This window comes from Ramlibacter tataouinensis TTB310 (assembly GCF_000215705.1).
Lineage (GTDB): Bacteria > Pseudomonadota > Gammaproteobacteria > Burkholderiales > Burkholderiaceae_C > Ramlibacter > Ramlibacter tataouinensis.
Genome location: NC_015677.1, coordinates 1928200 through 1948267, shown reverse-complemented (window position 1 = coordinate 1948267; position 20068 = coordinate 1928200). Strand labels below are relative to the sequence as shown.

Genomic DNA, 20068 nt, shown 5'->3' with positions numbered 1-20068 from the left:
ACACCGTGAGCACACCGCACAACAATCGCCGCCGGTTCATCGTCCAGGCTGGCGCCGCAGCCTCCGCACTGGCCCTGCCGCTGGTGAGCGGCGCGCAGCCGCGCACCGTCAAGGTGGGGGTGCTGCATCCCGTGACGGGCGCGCTGGCCTACTCCGGCCAGCAATGCCGCGAGGGCGCGCTGATGGCCATCGAGGACATCAACCAGGCCGGCGGCATCAAATCCCTGGGCGGCGCGCGCATCGAGGCGCTGCTGGGCGACGCGCAGTCCACGCCGGCGGCCGGCACGGCCGAGATCGAGAAGATGAACGAGGCGGGCGTGAGCGCGGTGGTCGGCGCCTTCGCCTCCGCCATCTGCCTGGCCACCACCCAGGCGGCCGCCAAGTACAACCTGCCCCACGTGGTGGACGTCGGCGTGGCCGACCAGATCGTCGAGCGCGGCCTGAAGAACACCTTCCGTTTCGGGCCCGGCTACCGCAAGTGCGCCGAGATCGCCATGGCCAACCTGCAGGTGCTCAACACCTCGGCCGGCAAGCCCGCGCGCAGCGTGATGATCGTGCACGAGGAGTCGCTGTTCGGCACCGGGACGGCGCAGCTGCTCTCGCGCGAGCTGCCGGGCTATGGCTACGAGATCAAGGAGGTGGTCAAGCACGCCAACCCGACGCGCGACTTCAACAACATCGTGCTGCGGATGAAGGCGGTCAACCCCGACATCGTGATCCCGGCCAACTACTACAACGAGTACGCCCTGCTGGTGCGCACCATGCAGCAGCAGAAGGTGACGCCCAAGGCCGTCTACTCGGTGCTGGGCGGCGCCGCCTCCAGCTACAAGTTCATCAAGGAGTTCCCGCAGGCCGCCAACGGCATCATCGACTGCAACCACTGGTTCAACCCCAAGGACAGGCGCAGCGCAGCGCTGAGGAAGCGGGCCGAGGCCAAGGGCCTGTTCTTCAGCTACGAGCTGTTCATGACCTACACGGCGATGCAGCTGCTGGCCGATGCGATCGAGCGGGCCAGGTCCGCCGACCGCGCCGCCATCCTGGCCGCGCTGGAGAGCAGCACCTTTTCCGACCACCTGATGCCCTACGGCCCGACCCGCTTCGTCAACGGCCAGAACACCGGCGCGCAGCCGCTGATGACGCAGGTGATCAAGGACGACATCCGCGTCATCATTCCGCGCGAATACCGCGAGGCCGAACCCGTCTTCCCGCTCAAGGCCTGAAGCACACGCCGCCGCGATGTTCGCCTTCGAGGTCCTGTTCCCCTCCATCCTGAACGGGCTGACCACCGGCGCGGTCTACGCGCTGGTGGCGCTCGGCCTGACCCTGATCTACGGGGTGCTGCACATCATCAACTTCGCGCATGGCGCGGCCCTGATGATGGCGTTGTACGGGGTCTATTTCCTGAAGCAGCGTCTGGGGCTGGACCCCTACCTGGCGCTGCCGCCCATGGTGGCGGCGATGTTCGTGCTGGGTTATGGGCTGCAGCGCGTGGTGATCAACCGCGCCAGCCACGGCAAGGACGAGAACATCCTGCTGGTGACGCTGGGCCTGGCCATCGTGCTGGAGAACCTCGCGCTGCTGGCCTTCAAGTCGGACACGCGCACCATCGAGACGCCCTACACCCTGGCCACGGTCGCCATCGGCCCGGCCACGCTGGCCCTGCCCAAGCTGGTGGCGTTCGGCGGCGCCCTGGCGGCCTGCGCGGTCCTGCTGTGGACGGTCAGGCGCACCGACCTGGGGCGGGCCATCCGGGCCGTGGCCAGGGAGAAGCAGGGCGCGCGGCTGGTGGGCATCGACGTGGACCATGTGTATGCCATGAGCTTCGGCATCGGCCTGGCCTGCCTGGGCGCGGCGGCCTGCTTCCTGCTGCCCGCCTATTACGTCAACCCGCAGGTGGGCAACGGTTTCGTGCTGGTGGCCTTCACCATCGTGGTGCTGGGCGGCATGGGCAGCTTCGCCGGCGCCCTGCTGGGCGGGTTGCTGGTCGGCGTCGTCGAGTCGCTGGGCGGGCTGTGGCTGGGCGAGTCGCTGGGGCAGATCGGGATCTTCCTGATCTTCATCGCCGTGCTGCTGCTGCGCCCGCAGGGCCTGTTCGGAGCGCGCGCATGAAGATGCCCAGCCTGCGGCGCGACCTGCTGCACATCGCCGCCTTCACGGCGGCCGTGGCGCTGGTGGGCGTGTTCGCGCGCTCCGGCGTGGTGCTGAACTTCACCATGATGGCGCTCTATGCCTGCCTGATGGCGCAGGCCTGGAACCTGCTGGGCGGCTACGGCGGGCAGTTCTCGTTCGGCCATGCGCTGTTCTTCGGCACCGGCGCCTACGTGCAGGCGATCGCCCAGCTCGGCGCCGGCCTGAACCCCTGGCTGGCCCTGCCGCTGGCCGTGCTGGCCGCGGCGGCGGCGGGCCTGGGCGTGGGCGCGCTGTCGTTCCGCTGGGGCCTCAAAGGCTCGTACTTCGCGCTGGTGACCCTGGCCTTTGCCGAGGTGGCCCGCATCCTGGCCCTGTCGGTCGACTTCACCGGCGGCGGCGTCGGGCTGATGGTGCCGCTGCGCACCGGCGCGGCCCACCTGCAGTTCGCCGGCCGGGGCGGCTACGTGCTGCTGATGCTGGGCCTGGTGGTGCTGGCGCTGCTGGCCACCTGCTGGCTGCGGCACTCGCGCTTCGGCGCGCGGCTGCAGGCGGTGCGCGACAACGAGGATGCGGCCCGGGCGGTCGGCGTCGACCCGCTGCGCGTCAAGCTGGGCGCCATCGGGCTGTCCGCGGGCTTCATGGGCGCCGCCGGCGCCTTCTACGTGCAGGTGTTCCAGTACATCGACCCGGCCATCGCCTACGGGCCGCACACCTCGGTGGAGGCCCTGGTCGCGGCCATCGTGGGCGGGCTGGGCACCTTGTGGGGGCCGGTGCTGGGCGCCCTCGCGCTGCACCTGCTGGCCGACCTCACGCGCAACCTGTTCGGCCAGCTGCCGGGCATCAACATGGTGATCTACGGCGCCGTGCTGATCCTGATCGTCATGTTCGCGCCGCGCGGCGTGATGGGCCTGGGCCAGTCGGCGCGGGCCTTGTGGGAACGCCGGCGTGGCTGAGCCGCTGCTGCGCCTGGCGAACGTGTCCAAGTCCTTCGGCGGGCTGGCCGCGGTGCAGGATGTCTCGCTGCAGCTGCCGGCCGGCAGCCTGGGGGCCCTGATCGGGCCCAATGGCGCCGGCAAGACCACGCTGTTCGCCCTGATGTCGGGCTTTTTGCGGCCGGACGCGGGCCGCATCGTGTTCGACGGCCGCGACATCACGGGCCAGCCGCCGCACCTGAACGCGCGGCGCGGCATGACCCGCACCTTCCAGATCGTGCAGCCCTTCGCGGCCCAGACCGTGCGCGAGAACATCGCCGTCGGCGCCCACCTGCACTGCGCGGCGCGGGCCGAGGCGCTGGAGCAGGCCGCGCTGGTGGCCCGGCGCGTCGGGCTGGCGCCGCAACTGGACAAGCCGGCGGGCGACCTGACCGTGGCCGGCCGCAAGCGCCTGGAGCTGGCCCGGGCGCTGGCGACCCGCCCTCGCCTGCTGCTGCTGGACGAGGTGCTGGCCGGACTGAACCCGCAGGAAGTGGCCGAGATGGTGCCGGTGGTGCGCGACATCGCGGCCGGCGGCGTCACCGTGCTGATGATCGAGCACGTGATGCAGGCGGTGATGAACCTGGCCCAGCATGTGTGGGTGCTGGCCCAGGGGCAGCTGATCGCCGAGGGACCGCCCCGGGCGGTGACGCGGGACCAACGCGTCATCGAGGCCTACCTCGGCCACGGCACGGCGCGGCGGCTGGCCGGCCAGGCGGCGGAGGCCACCCCATGACGCCGCTGCTGTCCGTGCGCGGCCTGCGCAGCGGCTACGGAGCCGTGGAGGTGCTGCGCGGCGTCGACATCGAAGTCGGGCCGGGCGAGATCGTGGCCCTGCTGGGCAGCAACGGCGCCGGCAAATCCACCTTCAACCACACGGTCAGCGGCCTGGTGCGCGCGCGCGGCGGGCGCATCCTGTTCGACGGCCAGGACATCACCGGCCGGTCCTGCCGCGCCATCGTCGAGGCCGGACTGATCCAGGTGCCCGAGGGCCGCCGCATCTTTCCCAACCTGTCGGTGCTGGAGAACCTGGAGCTGGGCTCGTTCGCCCGGGCGAGAGCGCGCCGGGCCGACAACCTGGAACGGGTGTTCGGCATCTTCCCGCGCCTGCAGGAGCGCACGCGGCAGCTGGCCGGCACCATGAGCGGCGGCGAGCAGCAGATGCTGGCGATCGGCCGCGGGCTGATGGGCGAGCCGCGCCTGCTGATCCTGGACGAACCGTCCCTGGGCCTGTCGCCCCTGCTGGTGGAGGAGCTGTTCGGCCTGATCGGCCGCCTGCACGCGCAGGGTCTGGCCATCCTGCTGGTGGAACAGAACGTGGGGCAGTCGCTGGAGATCGCCCAGCGCGCCTACGTGCTGGAAAACGGCGCCGTCGATTTCTCGGGCAGCAGCGCGCAGCTGCTGGCCAGCGACCGGCTGCGCCAGGCCTACCTGGGAGTGTGAGGGGATGAGCGGGCCCGCGCTCCCCGTCACCCAGGCCTTGCAGGCGCTGGGCGACTGGCTGTGGCCGGCCGCGCGCGAGCTGCCGCCGCCGGTAGTGGAGCGCGCCCGGCGGCTGTGGCTGGACACGGCCGCCTGCGCCTGGGCCGGGCTGCAGGCCGAGGAGCCGGCGCGCTGGATCGCCTTGCAGGCCCAGGGCGACGCCGGGGCCGTGCCGCTGCCCGGCTGCCCGACCCGCCTGGCAGCCTCGGCGGCGGCCACCGGCTTCGCCCTGGCAGCCTGCTGGGACGAGGCCTGCGAGGGCCTGGCGCTGGCCCATGGCCGGCCGGGCGTGCCGGTGGTGGCCGCGCTGTGGACGCAGGTCGCCTCGCTGCGGCCCGCCTGGCAGGCGCTGTGGCAGGCCACCGCCGTGGGCTACGAGGTGGCTGCGCGGCTGGGGGCACGCCTGCGCATCCGGCCGGGCATGCACGTGGACGGGGTGTGGAGCGCCTTCGGCGCGGCCGCCGCCCTGGTGCACCTGCGCGGCGGCGACTGGGCCTGCGCCGCCCGGGCGCTGGAGACCTGCGCCGCGCAGCTGCCCTTCAGCCTGTACCGGCCGGTGCGGGAAGGCGCCAACGTGCGCAACCTGTACCTGGGCCACAGCGCCTGGCTCGGCCTGCAGGCCGGCCAGGCGGCGCTGGCCGGGCTGGCGACGCCGCAGGGGTGCATCGACGATTTCGCGGCTTTGGCGCTCGATCCGACCCAGGCCGGCGGCTGGCCCGCGCCGGGCGAGTGGCTGATCCTGCAGAGCTACTGGAAACCGTTCGCGGCCGTGCGGCATGTGCATTACGGCGCGCAGGCGGCGCTGCGGCTGCGGGCGCAGGCCGGGTCGGCGCTGCCGGACGAGGTTCGCCTGACCGTCTACCCGGAGGCACTGCAGTACTGCGCCAACCGGGCCCCGCGTACGCCGCTGGCGGCGCAGTTCAGCCTGAGCCATGGCGTGGCCGCGGCCTGGGTGCACGGCGACCTCTCGCCGGCGGAATTCCGGGCGCCGCGTTTCATGGACGAGGCGGTGCGGGCCCTGGAACAGCGCGTCGAGGTTGTGGCCGATGCCCAGGCCTTCCCCGGCGCCACGCGCGGCGCGCACCTGCGGGTGCGCCGGGGCGACCGGACCTGGCAGGTCGAGCAGGGCCCGGTGGCGGGCGACGGCGGCTTGCAGCCCGACGAGGCGGCCGTGATGGCCAAGTTCCGGCAGTTCACCGGCGGCGACGCGGCGATGGCGCGCTGGGCGCATCGCTTGCGCTCGCAGGACGCGCAGGCACCCGCCCTTCTTCCCGACCTTGGAGCATGAGATGCAAAGACGAAGCCTGCTGAAGTGGATGGGCGCCCTGACGGGTGCGGCGCTGCCGCCGCTGGGCGCGGGCGCGCAGGGCGCATTCCCCGCGCGCACCGTGACCCTCGTGGTGCCGTTCGGACCCGGCGGCCCCACCGACCTGACGGCGCGGCTGGTGGCCGAGAAGCTGGCCGAGCGCTGGGACCGGCCGGTGGTGGTGGACAACAAGCCCGGCGCGGGCGGCAACGTGGGTTCGGCCCTGGTGGCCCGGGCGGCACCGGACGGCCACACCCTGGTGCTGGGCGTCACCGGCTCGCACGCCATCAACCTGTCGCTCTACCCGAGCCTGCCCTACCACCCCTTGCGCGATTTCGAGGCGCTGACGCAGGCCACCCTGTTCCCCAACGCAGTCGCGGTGCACCCCGGCGTGCCCGCGCGCGACCTGCGCGAGCTGATCGCCCTGGCGCGCAGCCGGCCAGGGCAGCTGAGCTACGGCTCGGACGGCAATGGCACGGCGTCGCACCTCGGCATGGAGCTGATCAAGGCGGACGCGCGCGTCTTCATGACGCACATCCCCTACCGCGGCGGCGCGTCCATGCTCAACGACCTGGTCGGCCGCCAGATCGACGCCGGGCTGACCGGCCTGCCGGCGGCCCTGCCCCTGGCGCGGGCCGGCAAGCTGCGGCTGCTGGCCGTGACCACGGCCGAGCGCACGCCCGCCGCGCCCGAGGTGCCCACCGTGGCCGAGCAGGGGCTGCCCGGCTACGTGGCGGCGCCCTGGGCCGGCTTTTTCGCGCCCAAGGGATTGCCGCCGGCGCTGGCCGCCCGGCTGGCCGACGACCTGGTCTGGGCCTTGACCCAGCCCGACGTGCGCCAGCGCATGGCCGAGGGCGGCTCGACCATCGTGGCCGGCGGGCCCGAGGAATTCCGGCGCTTCCTGCAGGCCGAGATCGAGCGCTGGGGCCGTGCCGTCAAGGCATCCGGGGCGAGACTGGACTGAGCATGGCTGCCGCCACCCTGGCCTGCAAGCTGGTCGCCCGGGCAGCCGGGCGCGAGCACGTGCGCCCCGGCGAGATCGTCACCTGCGGCGTAGACCTGGCGATGTTCCACGACTCCTCGGGCCCGCGGCGGCTGCAGCCCATGCTCGAGGAGTTGGGCGCGGCGATCTGGGACAAGTCCAAGGTCGTGCTGGTCATGGACCACTACGTGCCCGAACGCAGCGAGGACGCGCGGCGCATCGTGCGCATCGCGCGGGACTGGGCGCGCGATCAGGCCCTGCCCCATGTCTACGATTCCATGGGCATCTGCCACGTGGTGGTGCCGCAGCACGGGCACATCCGGCCCGGCATGTTCTGCGTGGGCGGCGATTCGCACTCGCCCACCGGCGGCGCCTTCGGCGCCTACATGTTCGGCATCGGCGCCACCGAGATGCTGGGCGTGGTGGCCACCGGGCAGATCTGGGTGCAGGCGCCGCGCACCATCCGCATGCGCTGGGAAGGCCGGCTGGCGGCCGGCGTCACGGCCAAGGACATGATGCTGGCGCTGATCGCCCGCTTCGGCATGAACGGCGGCGCCTACCAGGCCGTGGAATACGCGGGCGGGGCGGTGCGGGCCCTGGGCATGAACGAGCGCATGACGCTGTCCAACATGAGCGCCGAGCTGGGCGCGCAGGTGGGGCTGGTCGCGCCCGACGAGGTCACGCGCGACTGGCTGGCGGCGCACGGCGCGCCCGGGGTGGACATCGCCCCCTGGTTCAGCGATGACGGCAGCGCCGACGAGGAGCACGTCTTCGACGCGGGCGCGCTGGCGCCGCAGGTCGCCGCGCCCTACAGCCCGGCCAACGGGCATGGCGTGGGCGAGCTGGCCGGCACCCGCATAGACGCCGCCTACATCGGCGCCTGCACCGGCGCCAAGCTGGACGATCTGCGCTTCGCCGCCCATGTGCTGCGGCGCCGCCGGGTGGCGCCGGGCGTGCGGCTGATGGTGGCGCCGGCCAGCTTGGCCGACCGCGCCGCCGCCGAGCGCGAAGGCACGCTGCAGGTGCTGCTGGACGCCGGCGCCCAGCTGCTGCCCAGCGCCTGCGGCGTCTGCGCCGGCTACGGCGACAGCCTGGCCGAGGGCGAGACCGTGATCTCCAGCACCGCGCGCAACTTCAAGGGGCGCATGGGCCCGCCCAGCACCCGCGTCTTCCTGGCCTCGGCCTACACCGTGGCCGCCTCCGCGGCGGCCGGGCGCATCGCGGACCCGCGCGAGGTGCTGGCATGAAGCGCCCGGTGGTTGCGAAGGCCTCCCACCGCGTCTGGCGCGTGGGGGCCGACATCGACACCGACGCGCTGGCGCCCGGCGCCTGGATGCAGCACGGCGTGGAGGTGATCGCGCAGCACTGCCTGGAATCGGTACGGCCGGAATTCGCCGCGCAGGTGCGGCCCGGCGACGTGCTGGCGGCCGGTCCCAACTTCGGCATCGGCTCCTCGCGCGAGCAGGCCGCGGCCGCCCTGCGCCACCTGGGGGTGGCCGCCGTCATCGCCCCCTCGTACTCGGGCCTGTTCTTCCGCAACGCGTTCAATCTCGGGCTGCTGCTGCTGACCTGCGCGCGCGCCCACGAGCTGGCCGAGGGCGAGCAGGTGGCGATCGACGCGCGTGCCGGCCGCATCGTCACCGGCGCCGGCCGGACGCTGCCCACCGACCCCATCCCCGGTTTCCTGCTCGACATGGTCGAGGCAGGGGGCCTGCTGCCCCAACTCAAACAACGTTACCCAGCCAGGAGCACCCCGTGAGCCGACCTCCCTACGACCTGCTGATCAAGAATGTCCGCGTGGTGCGGCCCCAAGGCAACGTGGTGCACGAGGCCGACATCGCCGTCGCCGAGGGCCGTTTCGCCAAGGTCGCGCCCGGCATCGACCCGGCGCTGGCGCGCCAGGTGCACGACGGCCGCGGCCAGCTGGCTTTTCCCGGCGTGGTGGACGCACACATGCACAGCGGCATCTACTCGCCGCTGGACGAGGACGCGGTAAGCGAATCCAAGGCCGCGGCCATGGGCGGCGTGACCTCCAGCCTGAACTACTTCCGCACCGGGCAGTACTACCTGAACAAGGGCGGCCCGTACCGGGATTTCTATCCCGAGGTGCTCAAGACCAGCGAGGGCCGCTTCCACGTCGACTACGGCTTCCACCTGGCGCCCATGGACCGCACGCACATCGACGAGATCCCGATGCTGATCGACAAGCACGGCGTGTCCAGCTTCAAGATCTTCATGTTCTACGGCTCGCACGGCCTGCACGGGGCCAGCAATTCCCAGCGCGAGTTCCTGATGATCGGCGAGGACGAGCGCTACGACTACGCGCATTTCGAATTCATCATGCGCGGCATCCAGAAGGCTCGCGAACAGTTCCCCGAGCGGGCGCGGCAGATCTCGCTGTCGCTGCACTGCGAGACGGCCGAGATCATGACGGCCTACACCCGGCTGGTGGAGAAGGACAAGTCGCTGCAGGGCCTGGCTGCCTACAGCGCCTCGCGCCCCCAGCACTCCGAAGGCCTGGCGGTCTTCATCGCCAGCTACCTGGCGCACGAGACGGCGCTTCCCACCATCAACCTGCTGCACCTGAGCTCGCGCAAGGCAGTGCAGGCGGCGCTGATGATGGCCGAGGTGTTCCCGCACATCGACTTCCGGCGCGAGGTGACCATCGGCCACCTGATGCTGGACATCAACGCCAAGGCCGCCGAGCTGGCCAAGGTCAACCCGCCGATCCGCCCGCGCGAAGACGTGGAGTTCCTGTGGGACGCGCTGCTGGCGGGAGAGCTTGACTGGGTCGTGTCCGACCACGCCTGCTGCCGCCACGAGACCAAGGTCCCGCGGCGCTACTTCGGCAACATCTGGATGGCCAAGAGCGGCTTCGGCGGCACCGAGTACCTGTTGCCGGCGCTGGTGAGCGAAGGCACGCGGCGCGGCATGGGCTACAACCACATGGCCCGGGTCACCAGCTGGGCGCCGGCCCAGCGCTTCGGCCTCAACCGCAAGGGCGACATCACCGAAGGCTTCGACGCCGACATCGCGCTGGTGGACCCGGCGCGCAGCTGGACCATCCAGGCCAAGGACTCCCCTTCGACGCAGGGCTACACGCCGTTCGAGGGGCTGGAGCTGTCGGCGCGGGTCGAGGCCACCTACCTGCGCGGCGAGCAGATCTACGCCCATGACCGGGGCGTGATCGGCAAGCCGCGCGGCCAGTACCTGTTCCGTCCCACGGCCTGAAGCCATGGCTGCGCCCCGCGTCGTCCGCGCCGACCGGCTGGCCGCCCCGGTGCAGGTGCCGGTGGCGATCGTCGGCGCCGGCGCCGGCGGCCTGACCGCGGCCCTGGCGCTGCGCGACGCGGGCATCGACTGCCTGCTGCTGGAGCGCGACGCCGCGCCCGGCGGTTCGACCGCCCTGTCCTCCGGCTTCATCCCGGCGGCCGGGACGCGGATGCAGCGGGCCCAGGGCATCGCCGACAGCCCCGCGCGATTCGCCCAGGACGTCCTGGCCAAGACCGACGGCACGGCCGCGCCGCACCTGGTGCGCGCCTACGCCGAGGCCAGCGCCGCCGCGATCGAGTCGCTGGCGGCGCACGGGCTGGCCTTCGAGGTGCTGGACGGCTTCCTCTATCCGGGACACAGCGTGCACCGCATGCACACCCTGCCGCAGCGCACCGGCGCCGCGTTGATGGCGGCGCTGCAGCGGGCCGCGCAGGCGGCGGGCTGCGACCTGATCACCTCCTCGCTGGTGACCGAGCTGTGGCTGGACGCCGGCGACCGGGTCTTGGGAGTGGGTTTTGAGCGCCCGGACGGCCGTCGCGAACAGGTGGCCTGCGAAGCCCTGCTGCTGTGCTGCAACGGCTTCGGCGGCAACCCGGCGCTGGTGGGCGAACTGCTGCCGTCCATGCGCGACGCGATCTTCGCCGGCCATGCCGGCAATGACGGCAGCGCTCTTCTCTGGGGCCGGGACATCGGCGCCGGGCTGGCCGACCTGGGCGGCTACCAGGGCCATGGCTCCTGGGTGGTGCCCCAGGGGGCGCTGATGACCTGGGCCGTGATGATGCAGGGCGGCGTGCAGCTGAATGCGCACGGCCGCCGCTTCCACGACGAGACCCGCGGCTACTCCGAAGCCGCGGTCGAGGTGCTGCGCCAGCCCGGCGGCACGGCCTGGAACGTGTTCGGCGACCGGCAACTCGCCCTGGCCCGGGAGTTCCCCGACTTTCGCGAGGCCGAAGCCGCCGGCGCGCTGCGCACGGCCGCCGACCGCCAGGCCCTGGCCGCCATCATCGGCTGCACCGCCGGCGGACTGGCCCCCGAACTGGAGCGCCTGGGCCCGCCGTTCCACGCCGTCCGGGTGACCGGCGCGCTGTTCCACACCCAAGGCGGTCTGGACATCGACGCGGGCTGCCGCGTGCGGCGGCCGGACGGCAGTGTGTTTCCCAATCTGCTGGCCGCGGGCGGCGCCGCACGTGGCGTCAGCGGCAACGCGGTCTGGGGCTACCTGTCGGGCAACGGCTTGCTGAGTGCCGTGGCCGGCGGCTGGATCGCGGCCCGGACCCTTTCAGCGCAGCTGCGCACCTGATTTTCCGCCATGACCCCTTCCCTCAAGACCCTGCTGGCCGCGCCCGGCCCCCTGCTCGCTCCCGGCGTGTACGACGCGTTGACCGCGCTGCTGGCCGAACAAGCCGGTTTCCGCGCGCTGTACCTGTCGGGCGCCTCCATCGCCTACACCCGGCTGGGGCGCTCCGACGTCGGCCTGACCACCGCCACGGAGGTCGCGCAGACCCTGGGGGCCATCTGCGACCGGGTCGCGCTGCCCGTGATCGTGGACGCCGACACCGGCTTCGGCAACGCGCTCAACACCCAGCGCACGGTGCGTGACTTCGAGCGCGCCGGCGCCGCCATGATCCAGCTGGAGGACCAGGGCTTCCCCAAGCGCTGCGGCCATCTGGACGGCAAGACCGTGATCCCCGTGGACGAGATGTGCGGCAAGCTGCGCGCCGCCCTCGACGCCCGGCGCAGCAGCGACACGCTGATCCTGGCGCGCACCGACGCGGTCGCGGTCGAGGGGGTGGACGCGGCGCTGGAGCGGGCCGAGCGCTACCTGGCCTGCGGCGTGGACGCCTTGTTCATCGAGGCCTTGCGCAGCACCGACCAGATGCGCACCGCCTGCGCCCGCTTCGCCGGGCGCGTGCCGTTGCTGGCCAACATGGTCGAGGGCGGCAAGTCGCCGGTGCTGGGGGTGGACGACCTGGGCGCGCTGGGCTTTCGCATCGTCATCTTCCCCGGCGGAACGGCGCGGGCCGTGGCGCACGGCCTGCAGACCTACTACGCGACGCTGCTGCGCGAGGGCTCGACCGCCGGCCTGCGCGGCCACATGCTGGATTTCGAGGGCCTCAATGCGGTGATAGGCACGCCCGAGCTGCTGGAAGCGGGCAGACGGTACGGCGGCTGAATGCCGGCGCAGCCGCGCTCAGTGGTTTTCCTTGGCGTGGTTGATGGAGTAGCGCGGGATCTCCACCGTCAGGTCCTGCTGCGCGACGATGGCCTGGCAGGACAGGCGGGAGTTCGGCTCCAGGCCCCAGGCGCGGTCCAGCAGGTCCTCCTCGCTCTCGTCCATCTCGCCCAGCGAGTTGAAGCCCTCGCGCACGATGACGTGGCAGGTGGTGCAGGCGCAGCTCATGTCGCAGGCATGCTCGATCCTGATGTCGTTGTCCAGCAGGGCCTCGCAGATGGACGTGCCGGCGGCCGCCTCGACTCGCGCGCCCTGCGGGCAGTACTCGGGGTGCGGCAGGATCTTGATGACGGCCACTACAGGGTCTCCACGTTGCGGCCGGCCAGGGCCTTCTGGATGCTGTGGTTCATGCGCTCGGCGGCGAAGCCTTCCGTGGATTTGGCCAGTGCCTCGGTGGCGGCTTCGATGGCTGCCGCCTCCTGGGCCTGCGCCACCGCGCCTTGCAGCCGGTCCATCGCCTGCGCGATGGCCTGCCGGTCCGCCGGCGCCAGCAGGTGGCCATCGGCCTCCAGCGCGCTGCGCGTGGCCAGCAGCAGCCGGTCGGCATCGACCCTGGCTTCGGCCAGGGCGCGCGCGCGGATGTCCTGTTCGGCAGTGGCGAAGCTGTCCTGCAGCATCCGGGCCACCTGCTCGTCGCTCAGGCCGTACGAGGGCTTGACGTCGATGCGGGCCTCGACGCCGCTGGCCTGCTCGCGCGCGCCCACGCTCAGCAGGCCGTCGGCATCCACCGTGAAGGTCACGCGGATGCGCGCCGCGCCGGCCGCCATCGGCGGGATGCCGCGCAGCTCGAAACGCGCCAGGCTGCGGCAGTCCTGCACCAGGTCGCGCTCGCCCTGCACGACGTGCAGCGCCAGCGCGGTCTGGCCGTCCTGGTAGGTGGTGAAGTCCTGCGCCTTGGCGGTGGGGATGGTCTCGTTGCGCGGCACGATGCGCTCGACCAGCCCGCCCATGGTCTCGATGCCCAGCGACAGCGGGATCACGTCGAGCAGCAGCAGGTCGCCGGCGGCGTTGTTGCCGGCCAGCTGGTTGGCCTGGATGGCGGCGCCCAGGGCCACCACCTCGTCGGGATTGAGGTTGGTCAGCGGCTCGCGGCCGAAGAACTCGGCCACGGCACGCCGCACCTGCGGCATGCGGGTGGAGCCGCCCACCAGCACCACGCCCTGGATCTCGTCCTTGCCCAGGCGCGCATCGCGCAGGGCCTTGCGGACCGCGGCCATGGTGCGGGCCGTGAGCGCGGCGGTGACCGCCTCGAAATCGGACCGCGTGACCTCCACATGGGCCGCGGCGCCCGTCAGCTTCACTTCGACGGGCACGGACTGCGCGGCCGAGAGGGCCTCCTTGGCGGCCCGGGCGCAGCGCTGGATGGCGGCCTTGTCGGCGGGGCCCTGGACCTGCAGGCCGGTCTGCGCCAGCAGGAAGTCGGCCAGCGCGCGGTCGTAGTCGTCGCCGCCCAGGGCCGAGTCGCCGCCGGTGGCGATCACCTCGAACACGCCGCGCGCCAGGCGCAGGATGGAGATGTCGAAGGTGCCTCCGCCCAGGTCGTAGACCGCGTAGACCCCTTCGCTGGCGTTGTCCAGACCGTAGGCGATGGCGGCGGCCGTGGGCTCGTTGATCAGGCGCAGCACGTTCAGGCCGGCCAGCTGCGCGGCGTCCTTGGTGGCCTGGCGCTGCGCGTCGTCGAAGTACGCCGGCACCGTGATCACGGCGCCGTACAGCTCGTCGTCGAAGGTGTCCTCGGCGCGCTGGCGCAGCGTGGCCAGGATCTCGGCGCTGACCTCCACCGGCGACTTCACGCCGGCACGCGTCTGCAGGGCCACCATGCCGGGCTGGTCCACGAAGCGGTACGGCAGCTTCTCGCGGCCCGCGATGTCGGCCAGGCCGCGCCCCATGAAGCGCTTGGCCGAAGCGATGGTGTTCTCCGCGTCCTCGCCTTGCGCGGCCAGCGCCTCATGGCCGATCTGCCGGCGCCCGCCCTCCAGGTAGCGCACCACCGAGGGCAGGATCACCCGGCCTTGGTCGTCCGGCAGGCATTCGGCCACGCCGTTGCGCACCGCGGCCACCAGCGAATGCGTGGTGCCCAGGTCGATGCCCACGGCGATGCGCCGCTGGTGCGGGTCCGGTGCCTGGCCCGGCTCGGAGATTTGAAGGAGCGCCATCCCGCTATTGTCCCAGCTGGTCGAAGCGCGCTTCGACGTCATGGGCAAAGCGCTCGATGAACATCAGCGCCCTGACCTGCTGGGCTGCAGCCCGGGCATCGCCTTGCTGGTCCAGGGCGCGTGCTATGGCCTGCAGCACCTGCTCGCGCGCACTGCGCAGCTGCCGCTGCAGCGCCTGCAGTTCGGCCTCGCCATCGGCCTCGTCCAGCGCCTCCCGCCATTCCATCTGCTCCATCAGGAACTGCGCGGGCATGGCGGTGTTGCTCTCCGCCTCGATGGGTGCGCCGCGCAGCTCGCACAGGTAGGCGGCGCGCTGAAGGGGATCCTTCAGGCGCCGGTAGGCCTCGTTGATGCGCACCGACCATTGCATGGCCACCCGCTGGGCGGCGGCGCCCTGGGCGGCGAAACGGTCGGGGTGCGCTTCGCGCTGCAGTTCCTTCCAGCGCGCGTCGATGGCCGGGCGGTCCTGGGCGAACCGCTCGGGCAGGCCGAACAGCTCGAAGTCGCTGGCCTGGAGGTTCACACGCGGAAGGATTCGCCGCAGCCGCAGCGGTCGCGCTCGTTCGGGTTGTTGAACTTGAAGCCCTCGTTCAAGCCCTCGCGCACGAAATCCAGCTGCGTGCCGTCGATGTAAGCCAGGCTCTTGGGGTCGATCAGGACCTTGACGCCATGGTTCTCGAACACGATGTCCTCGGGCGCAACCTCGTCGACGTACTCGAGCTTGTAGGCCAGGCCCGAGCAGCCGGTGGTCTTGACGCCCAGCCGCACGCCCACGCCCTTGCCGCGCCTGCTCAGGTAACGGTTCACGTGGCGGGCGGCCGCCTCGGTCAATGTCACTGCCATGGACCCGCCGATCAGTGCGTGCGCTTCTTCTTGTAGTCCTCGACCGCGGCCTTGATCGCGTCCTCGGCCAGGATGGAGCAATGGATCTTGACCGGCGGCAGGGCCAGTTCCTCGGCGATCTGGCTGTTCTTCAGCGAGGCCGCCTCGTCCAGCGTCTTGCCCTTGACCCATTCGGTCACCAGCGAGCTGGACGCGATGGCCGAGCCGCAGCCATAGGTCTTGAAGCGCGCGTCCTCGATCACGCCGGTGGCGGGATTGACCTTGATCTGCAGCTTCATCACGTCGCCGCAGGCCGGCGCACCGACCATGCCGGTGCCCACGCTCTCGTCGCCCTTGTCAAAGGAGCCGACGTTGCGCGGATTCTCGTAGTGGTCAACGACCTTTTCGGAATAAGCCATGGTGTGTTCCTCTCGAACCTCTGTATGCGTTCAATGGGCCGTCCACTGGATGGTGCTCAGGTCCACCCCGTCCTGGTACATCTCCCAGAGGGGGCTGAGCTCACGCAGCTTGGCCACGTTCTTCTTGATCGTGGTGACGGCGTAGTCGATCTCTTCCTCGGTCGTGAAGCGGCCGATGGTCATGCGCAGGCTGCTGTGCGCCAGTTCATCGCTGCGGCCCAGGGCGCGCAGCACGTAGCTGGGTTCCAGCGACGCCGAGGTGCAGGCCGAGCCGGACGACACGGCCAGGCCCTTGATGCCCATGATCAGCGACTCGCCCTCGACGAAGTTGAAGCTCATGTTCAGGTTCTGCGGCACGCGCCGGCCGGGCGACATGCTGCCGTTGATGAACACCTGCTCGACGTCCTTCAGGCCGTCCAGCAGGCGCTTCTGCAGCGCGGCGGCCTTGGCGTTGTCCTGGGCCATCTCCTCGCGGGCGATGCGGAAGGCTTCGCCCATGCCCACGATCTGGTGCGTGGGCAGGGTGCCCGAGCGCATGCCGCGCTCGTGGCCGCCGCCGTGCATCTGCGCCTCCAGCCGCACGCGCGGCTTGCGCCGCACGTACAGCGCGCCTATGCCCTTGGGGCCGTAGGTCTTGTGCGAGGCCAGGCTCATCAGGTCGACCGGCAGCGTCTTGGCGTCGATCTCCACCTTGCCCGTGGCCTGGGCCGCGTCGACGTGGAAGATGATCCCCCGCTCGCGGCACATGGCGCCGATCGCCGGGATGTCCTGGACCACGCCGATCTCGTTGTTGACGAACATGACGCTGGCCAGGATGGTGTCCGGCCGCAGCGCGGCCCTGAACTTCTCCAGGTCCAGCAGGCCGTCTTCCTGCACGTCGAGGTAGGTCACCTCGAAGCCCTGGCGCTCCAGCTCGCGCATGGTGTCCAGCACCGCCTTGTGCTCGGTCTTGACGGTGATGAGGTGCTTGCCCTTGGTCTTGTAGAAATGGGCGGCGCCCTTGAGCGCCAGGTTGTTGGACTCGGTGGCACCGGAGGTCCAGACGATCTCGCGCGGATCGGCGCCGATCAGGTCGGCCACCTGCTGGCGCGCCTTTTCCACCGCTTCCTCGGCTTCCCAGCCCCAGGCATGGCTGCGCGACGCCGGGTTGCCGAAGTGCTCGCGCAACCAGGGGATCATGGCGTCGACGACGCGCGGGTCCACCGGCGTGGTCGCGCCGTAGTCCATGTAGATGGGGAAGTGGGGAGTCATGTCCATGGCTGGCTTCTTGCTGCTCGCGATGACGTCTTGTTGAGGGGGGGAAAGGCCTGGCCTCAGCTCTTGGCCAGCACGTTGCCCAGGGCGAATACCGAGTTCGGCGCGTTCACGCGGATGGGCTTGACCACCGGGGCGCTGGAAATGGCCCGCTTGACGGCCGGCTTGTCCTCGATCTGCACGCCCTTGGCCAGCTGGTCGTCCACCAGCTTCTGCAGGGTGACCGAGTCCAGGAACTCGACCATGCGCTGGTTCAGCGCCGACCACAGCTCATGCGTCATGCAGCGGCCGCCGTCGCCGGTGCAGTTCTCCTTGCCGCCGCACTGGGTGGCATCGATGGGCTCGTCCACCGAGACGATGATGTCGGCCACGGTGATCTCCGAGGCCTTGCGGCCCAGGGTGTAGCCGCCGCCGGGGCCACGGGTGGACTCCACCAGCTCGTGGCGGCGCAGCTTGCCGAACAGCTGCTCCAGGTAAGACAGGGAAATCTGCTGGCGCTGGCTGATCGCCGCCAGGGTGACGGGACCATTGTTCTGGCGCAGGGCCAGGTCGATCATCGCGGTGACCGCAAAACGGCCTTTGGTTGTGAGACGCATCGCAAGCTCCTTGTTTGCTGGCTTACCGTTCAACTGCCCGGGCGGCACCTGTCGCCGCAGGCCCGTCTCCACCCATGTTTCCGGCTTCCGCCGGCCCTCGCCGCGGCCTTTGGCCGCCGGCTTGTTCGTTACTTCTTTGGTTCTGTTCTTGAGCGTTTCCGTCAAGTATACCCGAAGACCCAAGAAAACGCTCGGGTAAGTAGACCGGCCAGTCACCATATGGTTCCTTGCCGGCCGAAGCCAAGCACGCCGGGAGAAAAAGCTAGCTGCCGCGCTTGCCCGCCTGGATCGGGATGACGTTCTCGCGCCCGGCGGCGCCGAAGGCCTGCTCCTTGAGCAGGGCCAGCTGGTCGCGCACCCGCGCCGCCTTCTCGAACTCGAGGTTGCGCGCATGCTCGAGCATCTGCTTTTCCAGCCGCTTGATCTCCTTGGCCACGTCCTTTTCCGACATGTCCTCGGCCAGGGCGCGCTGCAGCTCCTGCTTCTCCTGCTCCTTGGCCGTCTTCTCGCTGTAGACGCCGTCGATGAGATCACGTACCTGCTTCTTGATGCTGCGCGGCGTGATGCCGTGCTCGAGGTTGTGGGCGATCTGGCGGGCGCGGCGCCGCTCGGTTTCGCCGATGGCCTTCTTCATCGACTCGGTCATCTGGTCGGCGTACAGGATGGCCTTGCCATGGAGGTTGCGCGCCGCCCGGCCGATGGTCTGGATGAGCGAGCGTTCGGCACGCAGGAAACCTTCCTTGTCGGCGTCCAGGATGGCCACCAGCGACACCTCGGGAATGTCCAGGCCCTCGCGCAGCAGGTTGATGCCCACCAGCACGTCGAAGGCGCCCAGCCGCAGGTCGCGCAGGATCTCGACCCGCTCGACCGTGTCGATGTCGCTGTGCATGTAGCGCACCTTGGCGCCGTTGTCGGCCAGGTAGTCGGTGAGCTGCTCGGCCATGCGCTTGGTCAGCGTGGTGATCAGCACCCGCTCGCTCTTCTCCACCCGGATGCGGATCTCCTGCAGCACGTCGTCCACCTGATGGGTAGCTGGACGAACCTCGACCTCGGGGTCGATCAGGCCGGTGGGCCGCACCAGCTGCTCGACCACCTGCCCGGCATGCTGCTGCTCGTAGGCGGCGGGCGTGGCCGAGACGAAGATCACCTGCCGCATGCGGGCCTCGAATTCCTCGAACTTCAGCGGCCGGTTGTCCAGCGCCGAGGGCAGGCGGAAGCCGTACTCCACCAGCGTGGTCTTGCGCTGGCGGTCGCCGTTGTACATGGCGCCCAGCTGGCCGATCATCTGGTGGCTCTCGTCCAGGAACATCAGCGAGTCCTTGGGCAGGTAATCGGTCAGCGTGGACGGCGGCGCGCCCGGAGGGGCGCCGCTGAGGTGCCGGGTGTAGTTCTCGATACCCTTGCAGTGCCCCACCTCGCTGAGCATCTCCAGGTCGAAGCGGGTGCGCTGCTCCAGCCGCTGGGCTTCCACCAGCTTGCCCATGCCCACCAGCTCGGCCAGCCGCTGGTTCAGCTCGAGCTTGATGGACTCCACGGCCGAGACCACCTTCTCGCGCGGCGTCACGTAATGGCTGGACGGGTAGATGGTGAAACGCGGCACCTTCTGGCGGATGCGGCCTGTGAGCGGGTCGAACAGCTGCAGCGACTCGATCTCGTCGTCGAACAGCTCCAGCCGGATCGCCAGCTCGCTGTGCTCGGCCGGGAACACGTCGATGGTGTCGCCGCGCACGCGGAAGGTGCCGCGCGAGAAATCCTGCTCGTTGCGGTTGTACTGCATGCGGATCAGCTGGCTGATCACGTCGCGCTGGCCGATCTTGTCCCCCACCCGGCAGATGAAGCGCATCTGCGTGTAGTCCTCCGGGGCGCCGATGCCGTAGATCGCGCTCACCGTGGCGACGATCACCGTGTCGCGCCGCTCCAGCACGCTCTTGGTGGCCGACAGGCGCATCTGCTCGATGTGCTCGTTGATCGAGCTGTCCTTCTCGATGAACAGGTCGCGCTGCGGCACGTAGGCCTCGGGCTGGTAGTAGTCGTAGTAGCTGACGAAGTACTCCACCGCGTTCTTGGGGAAGAACTCGCGGAACTCGCTGTACAGCTGGGCCGCCAGGGTCTTGTTGGGCGCGAACACGATGGCTGGGCGGCCCAGGCGGGCGATCACGTTGGCCATGGTGAAGGTCTTGCCCGAGCCGGTCACGCCCAGCAGGGTCTGGAACACCTCGCCGTCGAGGACCCCCTCCACCAGCTTCTCGATGGCCTTGGGCTGGTCGCCGGCCGGCGGGTACGGCAGGAACAGCTCGAACGGCGAGCCCGGGAAGGTAACGAACTCGCCTGGTTGCTGTTCCTGTGTGACTTCGGAGATTTCTGGCATGGCTCTTCGGAAATGGGCCGATGGCGGCGGCTTAAAATTGCGGGCAGCCGGACAGGGTACCGCAAGCCTGGCGCCC

At 70.7% G+C, this 20068-nt stretch carries 20 protein-coding genes; 12 read left to right on the top strand and 8 right to left on the bottom strand.

The annotated features are described in order from the left end of the window. Window positions 1–5: 5 nt before the first annotated feature. Genes RTA_RS09500 through RTA_RS09445 form a run of 12 tightly spaced genes read left to right on the top strand, consistent with a single transcriptional unit; the run spans window position 6 to window position 12317 of the window. The gene (locus tag RTA_RS09500) at window positions 6–1220 is read left to right on the top strand and encodes an ABC transporter substrate-binding protein (protein ID WP_013901176.1); all 1215 of its coding nucleotides are present in this window, start codon (window positions 6–8) and stop codon (window positions 1218–1220) included. Between the two features lie 16 nt (window positions 1221–1236). Then, entirely contained in the window at window positions 1237–2109 is an 873-nt protein-coding gene (locus tag RTA_RS09495) for a branched-chain amino acid ABC transporter permease (RefSeq protein ID WP_013901175.1), read from the top strand. Then, window positions 2106–3083: a branched-chain amino acid ABC transporter permease gene (locus tag RTA_RS09490; protein ID WP_013901174.1), complete on the top strand. Its 978-nt coding sequence runs from the start codon at window positions 2106–2108 to the stop codon at window positions 3081–3083. The genes RTA_RS09495 and RTA_RS09490 overlap by 4 nt, the downstream gene beginning before the upstream one ends. Further along, on the top strand, window positions 3076–3837 hold the full coding sequence (locus RTA_RS09485; RefSeq protein WP_013901173.1) for an ABC transporter ATP-binding protein: 762 nt from the start codon (window positions 3076–3078) through the stop codon (window positions 3835–3837). The genes RTA_RS09490 and RTA_RS09485 overlap by 8 nt, the downstream gene beginning before the upstream one ends. After that, the gene (locus tag RTA_RS09480; protein ID WP_013901172.1) at window positions 3834–4544 is read left to right on the top strand and encodes an ABC transporter ATP-binding protein; all 711 of its coding nucleotides are present in this window, start codon (window positions 3834–3836) and stop codon (window positions 4542–4544) included. Before RTA_RS09485 ends, RTA_RS09480 begins: the two co-directional genes overlap by 4 nt. A gap of 4 nt (window positions 4545–4548) precedes the next feature. Continuing rightward, a complete protein-coding gene (locus RTA_RS09475; RefSeq protein WP_013901171.1) occupies window positions 4549–5871 on the top strand; it encodes an MmgE/PrpD family protein in 1323 nt (440 codons plus the stop codon). 1 nt (window position 5872) lies between these two features. Continuing rightward, window positions 5873–6853 carry a Bug family tripartite tricarboxylate transporter substrate binding protein gene (locus RTA_RS09470; protein ID WP_013901170.1) on the top strand — a complete coding sequence of 327 codons (981 nt, stop codon included), beginning with the start codon at window positions 5873–5875 and terminating at the stop codon, window positions 6851–6853. A gap of 2 nt (window positions 6854–6855) precedes the next feature. Beyond that, window positions 6856–8118: an aconitase/3-isopropylmalate dehydratase large subunit family protein gene (locus RTA_RS09465; protein WP_013901169.1), complete on the top strand. Its 1263-nt coding sequence runs from the start codon at window positions 6856–6858 to the stop codon at window positions 8116–8118. After that, the gene (locus RTA_RS09460; RefSeq protein WP_013901168.1) at window positions 8115–8630 is read left to right on the top strand and encodes a LeuD/DmdB family oxidoreductase small subunit; all 516 of its coding nucleotides are present in this window, start codon (window positions 8115–8117) and stop codon (window positions 8628–8630) included. The genes RTA_RS09465 and RTA_RS09460 overlap by 4 nt, the downstream gene beginning before the upstream one ends. Then, complete coding sequence (locus RTA_RS09455) at window positions 8627–10102, top strand: dihydroorotase (RefSeq protein ID WP_013901167.1); 1476 nt, start codon at window positions 8627–8629, stop codon at window positions 10100–10102. Before RTA_RS09460 ends, RTA_RS09455 begins: the two co-directional genes overlap by 4 nt. Before the next feature lie 4 nt (window positions 10103–10106). Then, the gene (locus RTA_RS09450) at window positions 10107–11444 is read left to right on the top strand and encodes an FAD-dependent oxidoreductase (protein ID WP_041675266.1); all 1338 of its coding nucleotides are present in this window, start codon (window positions 10107–10109) and stop codon (window positions 11442–11444) included. A gap of 9 nt (window positions 11445–11453) precedes the next feature. After that, window positions 11454–12317: an isocitrate lyase/PEP mutase family protein gene (locus RTA_RS09445; RefSeq protein ID WP_013901165.1), complete on the top strand. Its 864-nt coding sequence runs from the start codon at window positions 11454–11456 to the stop codon at window positions 12315–12317. Between the two features lie 18 nt (window positions 12318–12335). Here RTA_RS09445 and fdx read toward each other — a convergent pair whose 3' ends face one another. From fdx to uvrB, 8 genes are all read right to left on the bottom strand, one after another. Then, the gene (gene fdx, locus RTA_RS09440; protein WP_013901164.1) at window positions 12336–12674 is read right to left on the bottom strand and encodes an ISC system 2Fe-2S type ferredoxin; all 339 of its coding nucleotides are present in this window, start codon (window positions 12672–12674) and stop codon (window positions 12336–12338) included. Beyond that, window positions 12674–14533: a Fe-S protein assembly chaperone HscA gene (hscA, locus tag RTA_RS09435; RefSeq protein ID WP_013901163.1), complete on the bottom strand. Its 1860-nt coding sequence runs from the start codon at window positions 14531–14533 to the stop codon at window positions 12674–12676. The genes fdx and hscA overlap by 1 nt, the downstream gene beginning before the upstream one ends. Window positions 14534–14537: 4 nt before the next feature. Beyond that, window positions 14538–15056: a Fe-S protein assembly co-chaperone HscB gene (gene hscB, locus RTA_RS09430; protein WP_013901162.1), complete on the bottom strand. Its 519-nt coding sequence runs from the start codon at window positions 15054–15056 to the stop codon at window positions 14538–14540. After that, window positions 15053–15376, bottom strand: a complete 324-nt coding sequence (iscA, locus tag RTA_RS09425) for an iron-sulfur cluster assembly protein IscA (protein WP_041675264.1) — start codon at window positions 15374–15376, stop codon at window positions 15053–15055. Before iscA ends, hscB begins: the two co-directional genes overlap by 4 nt. Window positions 15377–15387: 11 nt before the next feature. After that, complete coding sequence (iscU, locus tag RTA_RS09420; RefSeq protein WP_013901160.1) at window positions 15388–15774, bottom strand: Fe-S cluster assembly scaffold IscU; 387 nt, start codon at window positions 15772–15774, stop codon at window positions 15388–15390. 30 nt (window positions 15775–15804) lie between these two features. Further along, entirely contained in the window at window positions 15805–17031 is a 1227-nt protein-coding gene (locus RTA_RS09415; RefSeq protein ID WP_013901159.1) for an IscS subfamily cysteine desulfurase, read from the bottom strand. A 56-nt stretch (window positions 17032–17087) separates the two neighbouring features. Then, window positions 17088–17624, bottom strand: a complete 537-nt coding sequence (gene iscR, locus RTA_RS09410) for a Fe-S cluster assembly transcriptional regulator IscR (RefSeq protein WP_013901158.1) — start codon at window positions 17622–17624, stop codon at window positions 17088–17090. A gap of 262 nt (window positions 17625–17886) precedes the next feature. After that, the gene (gene uvrB / locus RTA_RS09405) at window positions 17887–19992 is read right to left on the bottom strand and encodes an excinuclease ABC subunit UvrB (RefSeq protein WP_013901157.1); all 2106 of its coding nucleotides are present in this window, start codon (window positions 19990–19992) and stop codon (window positions 17887–17889) included. Window positions 19993–20068 lie beyond the last annotated feature (76 nt).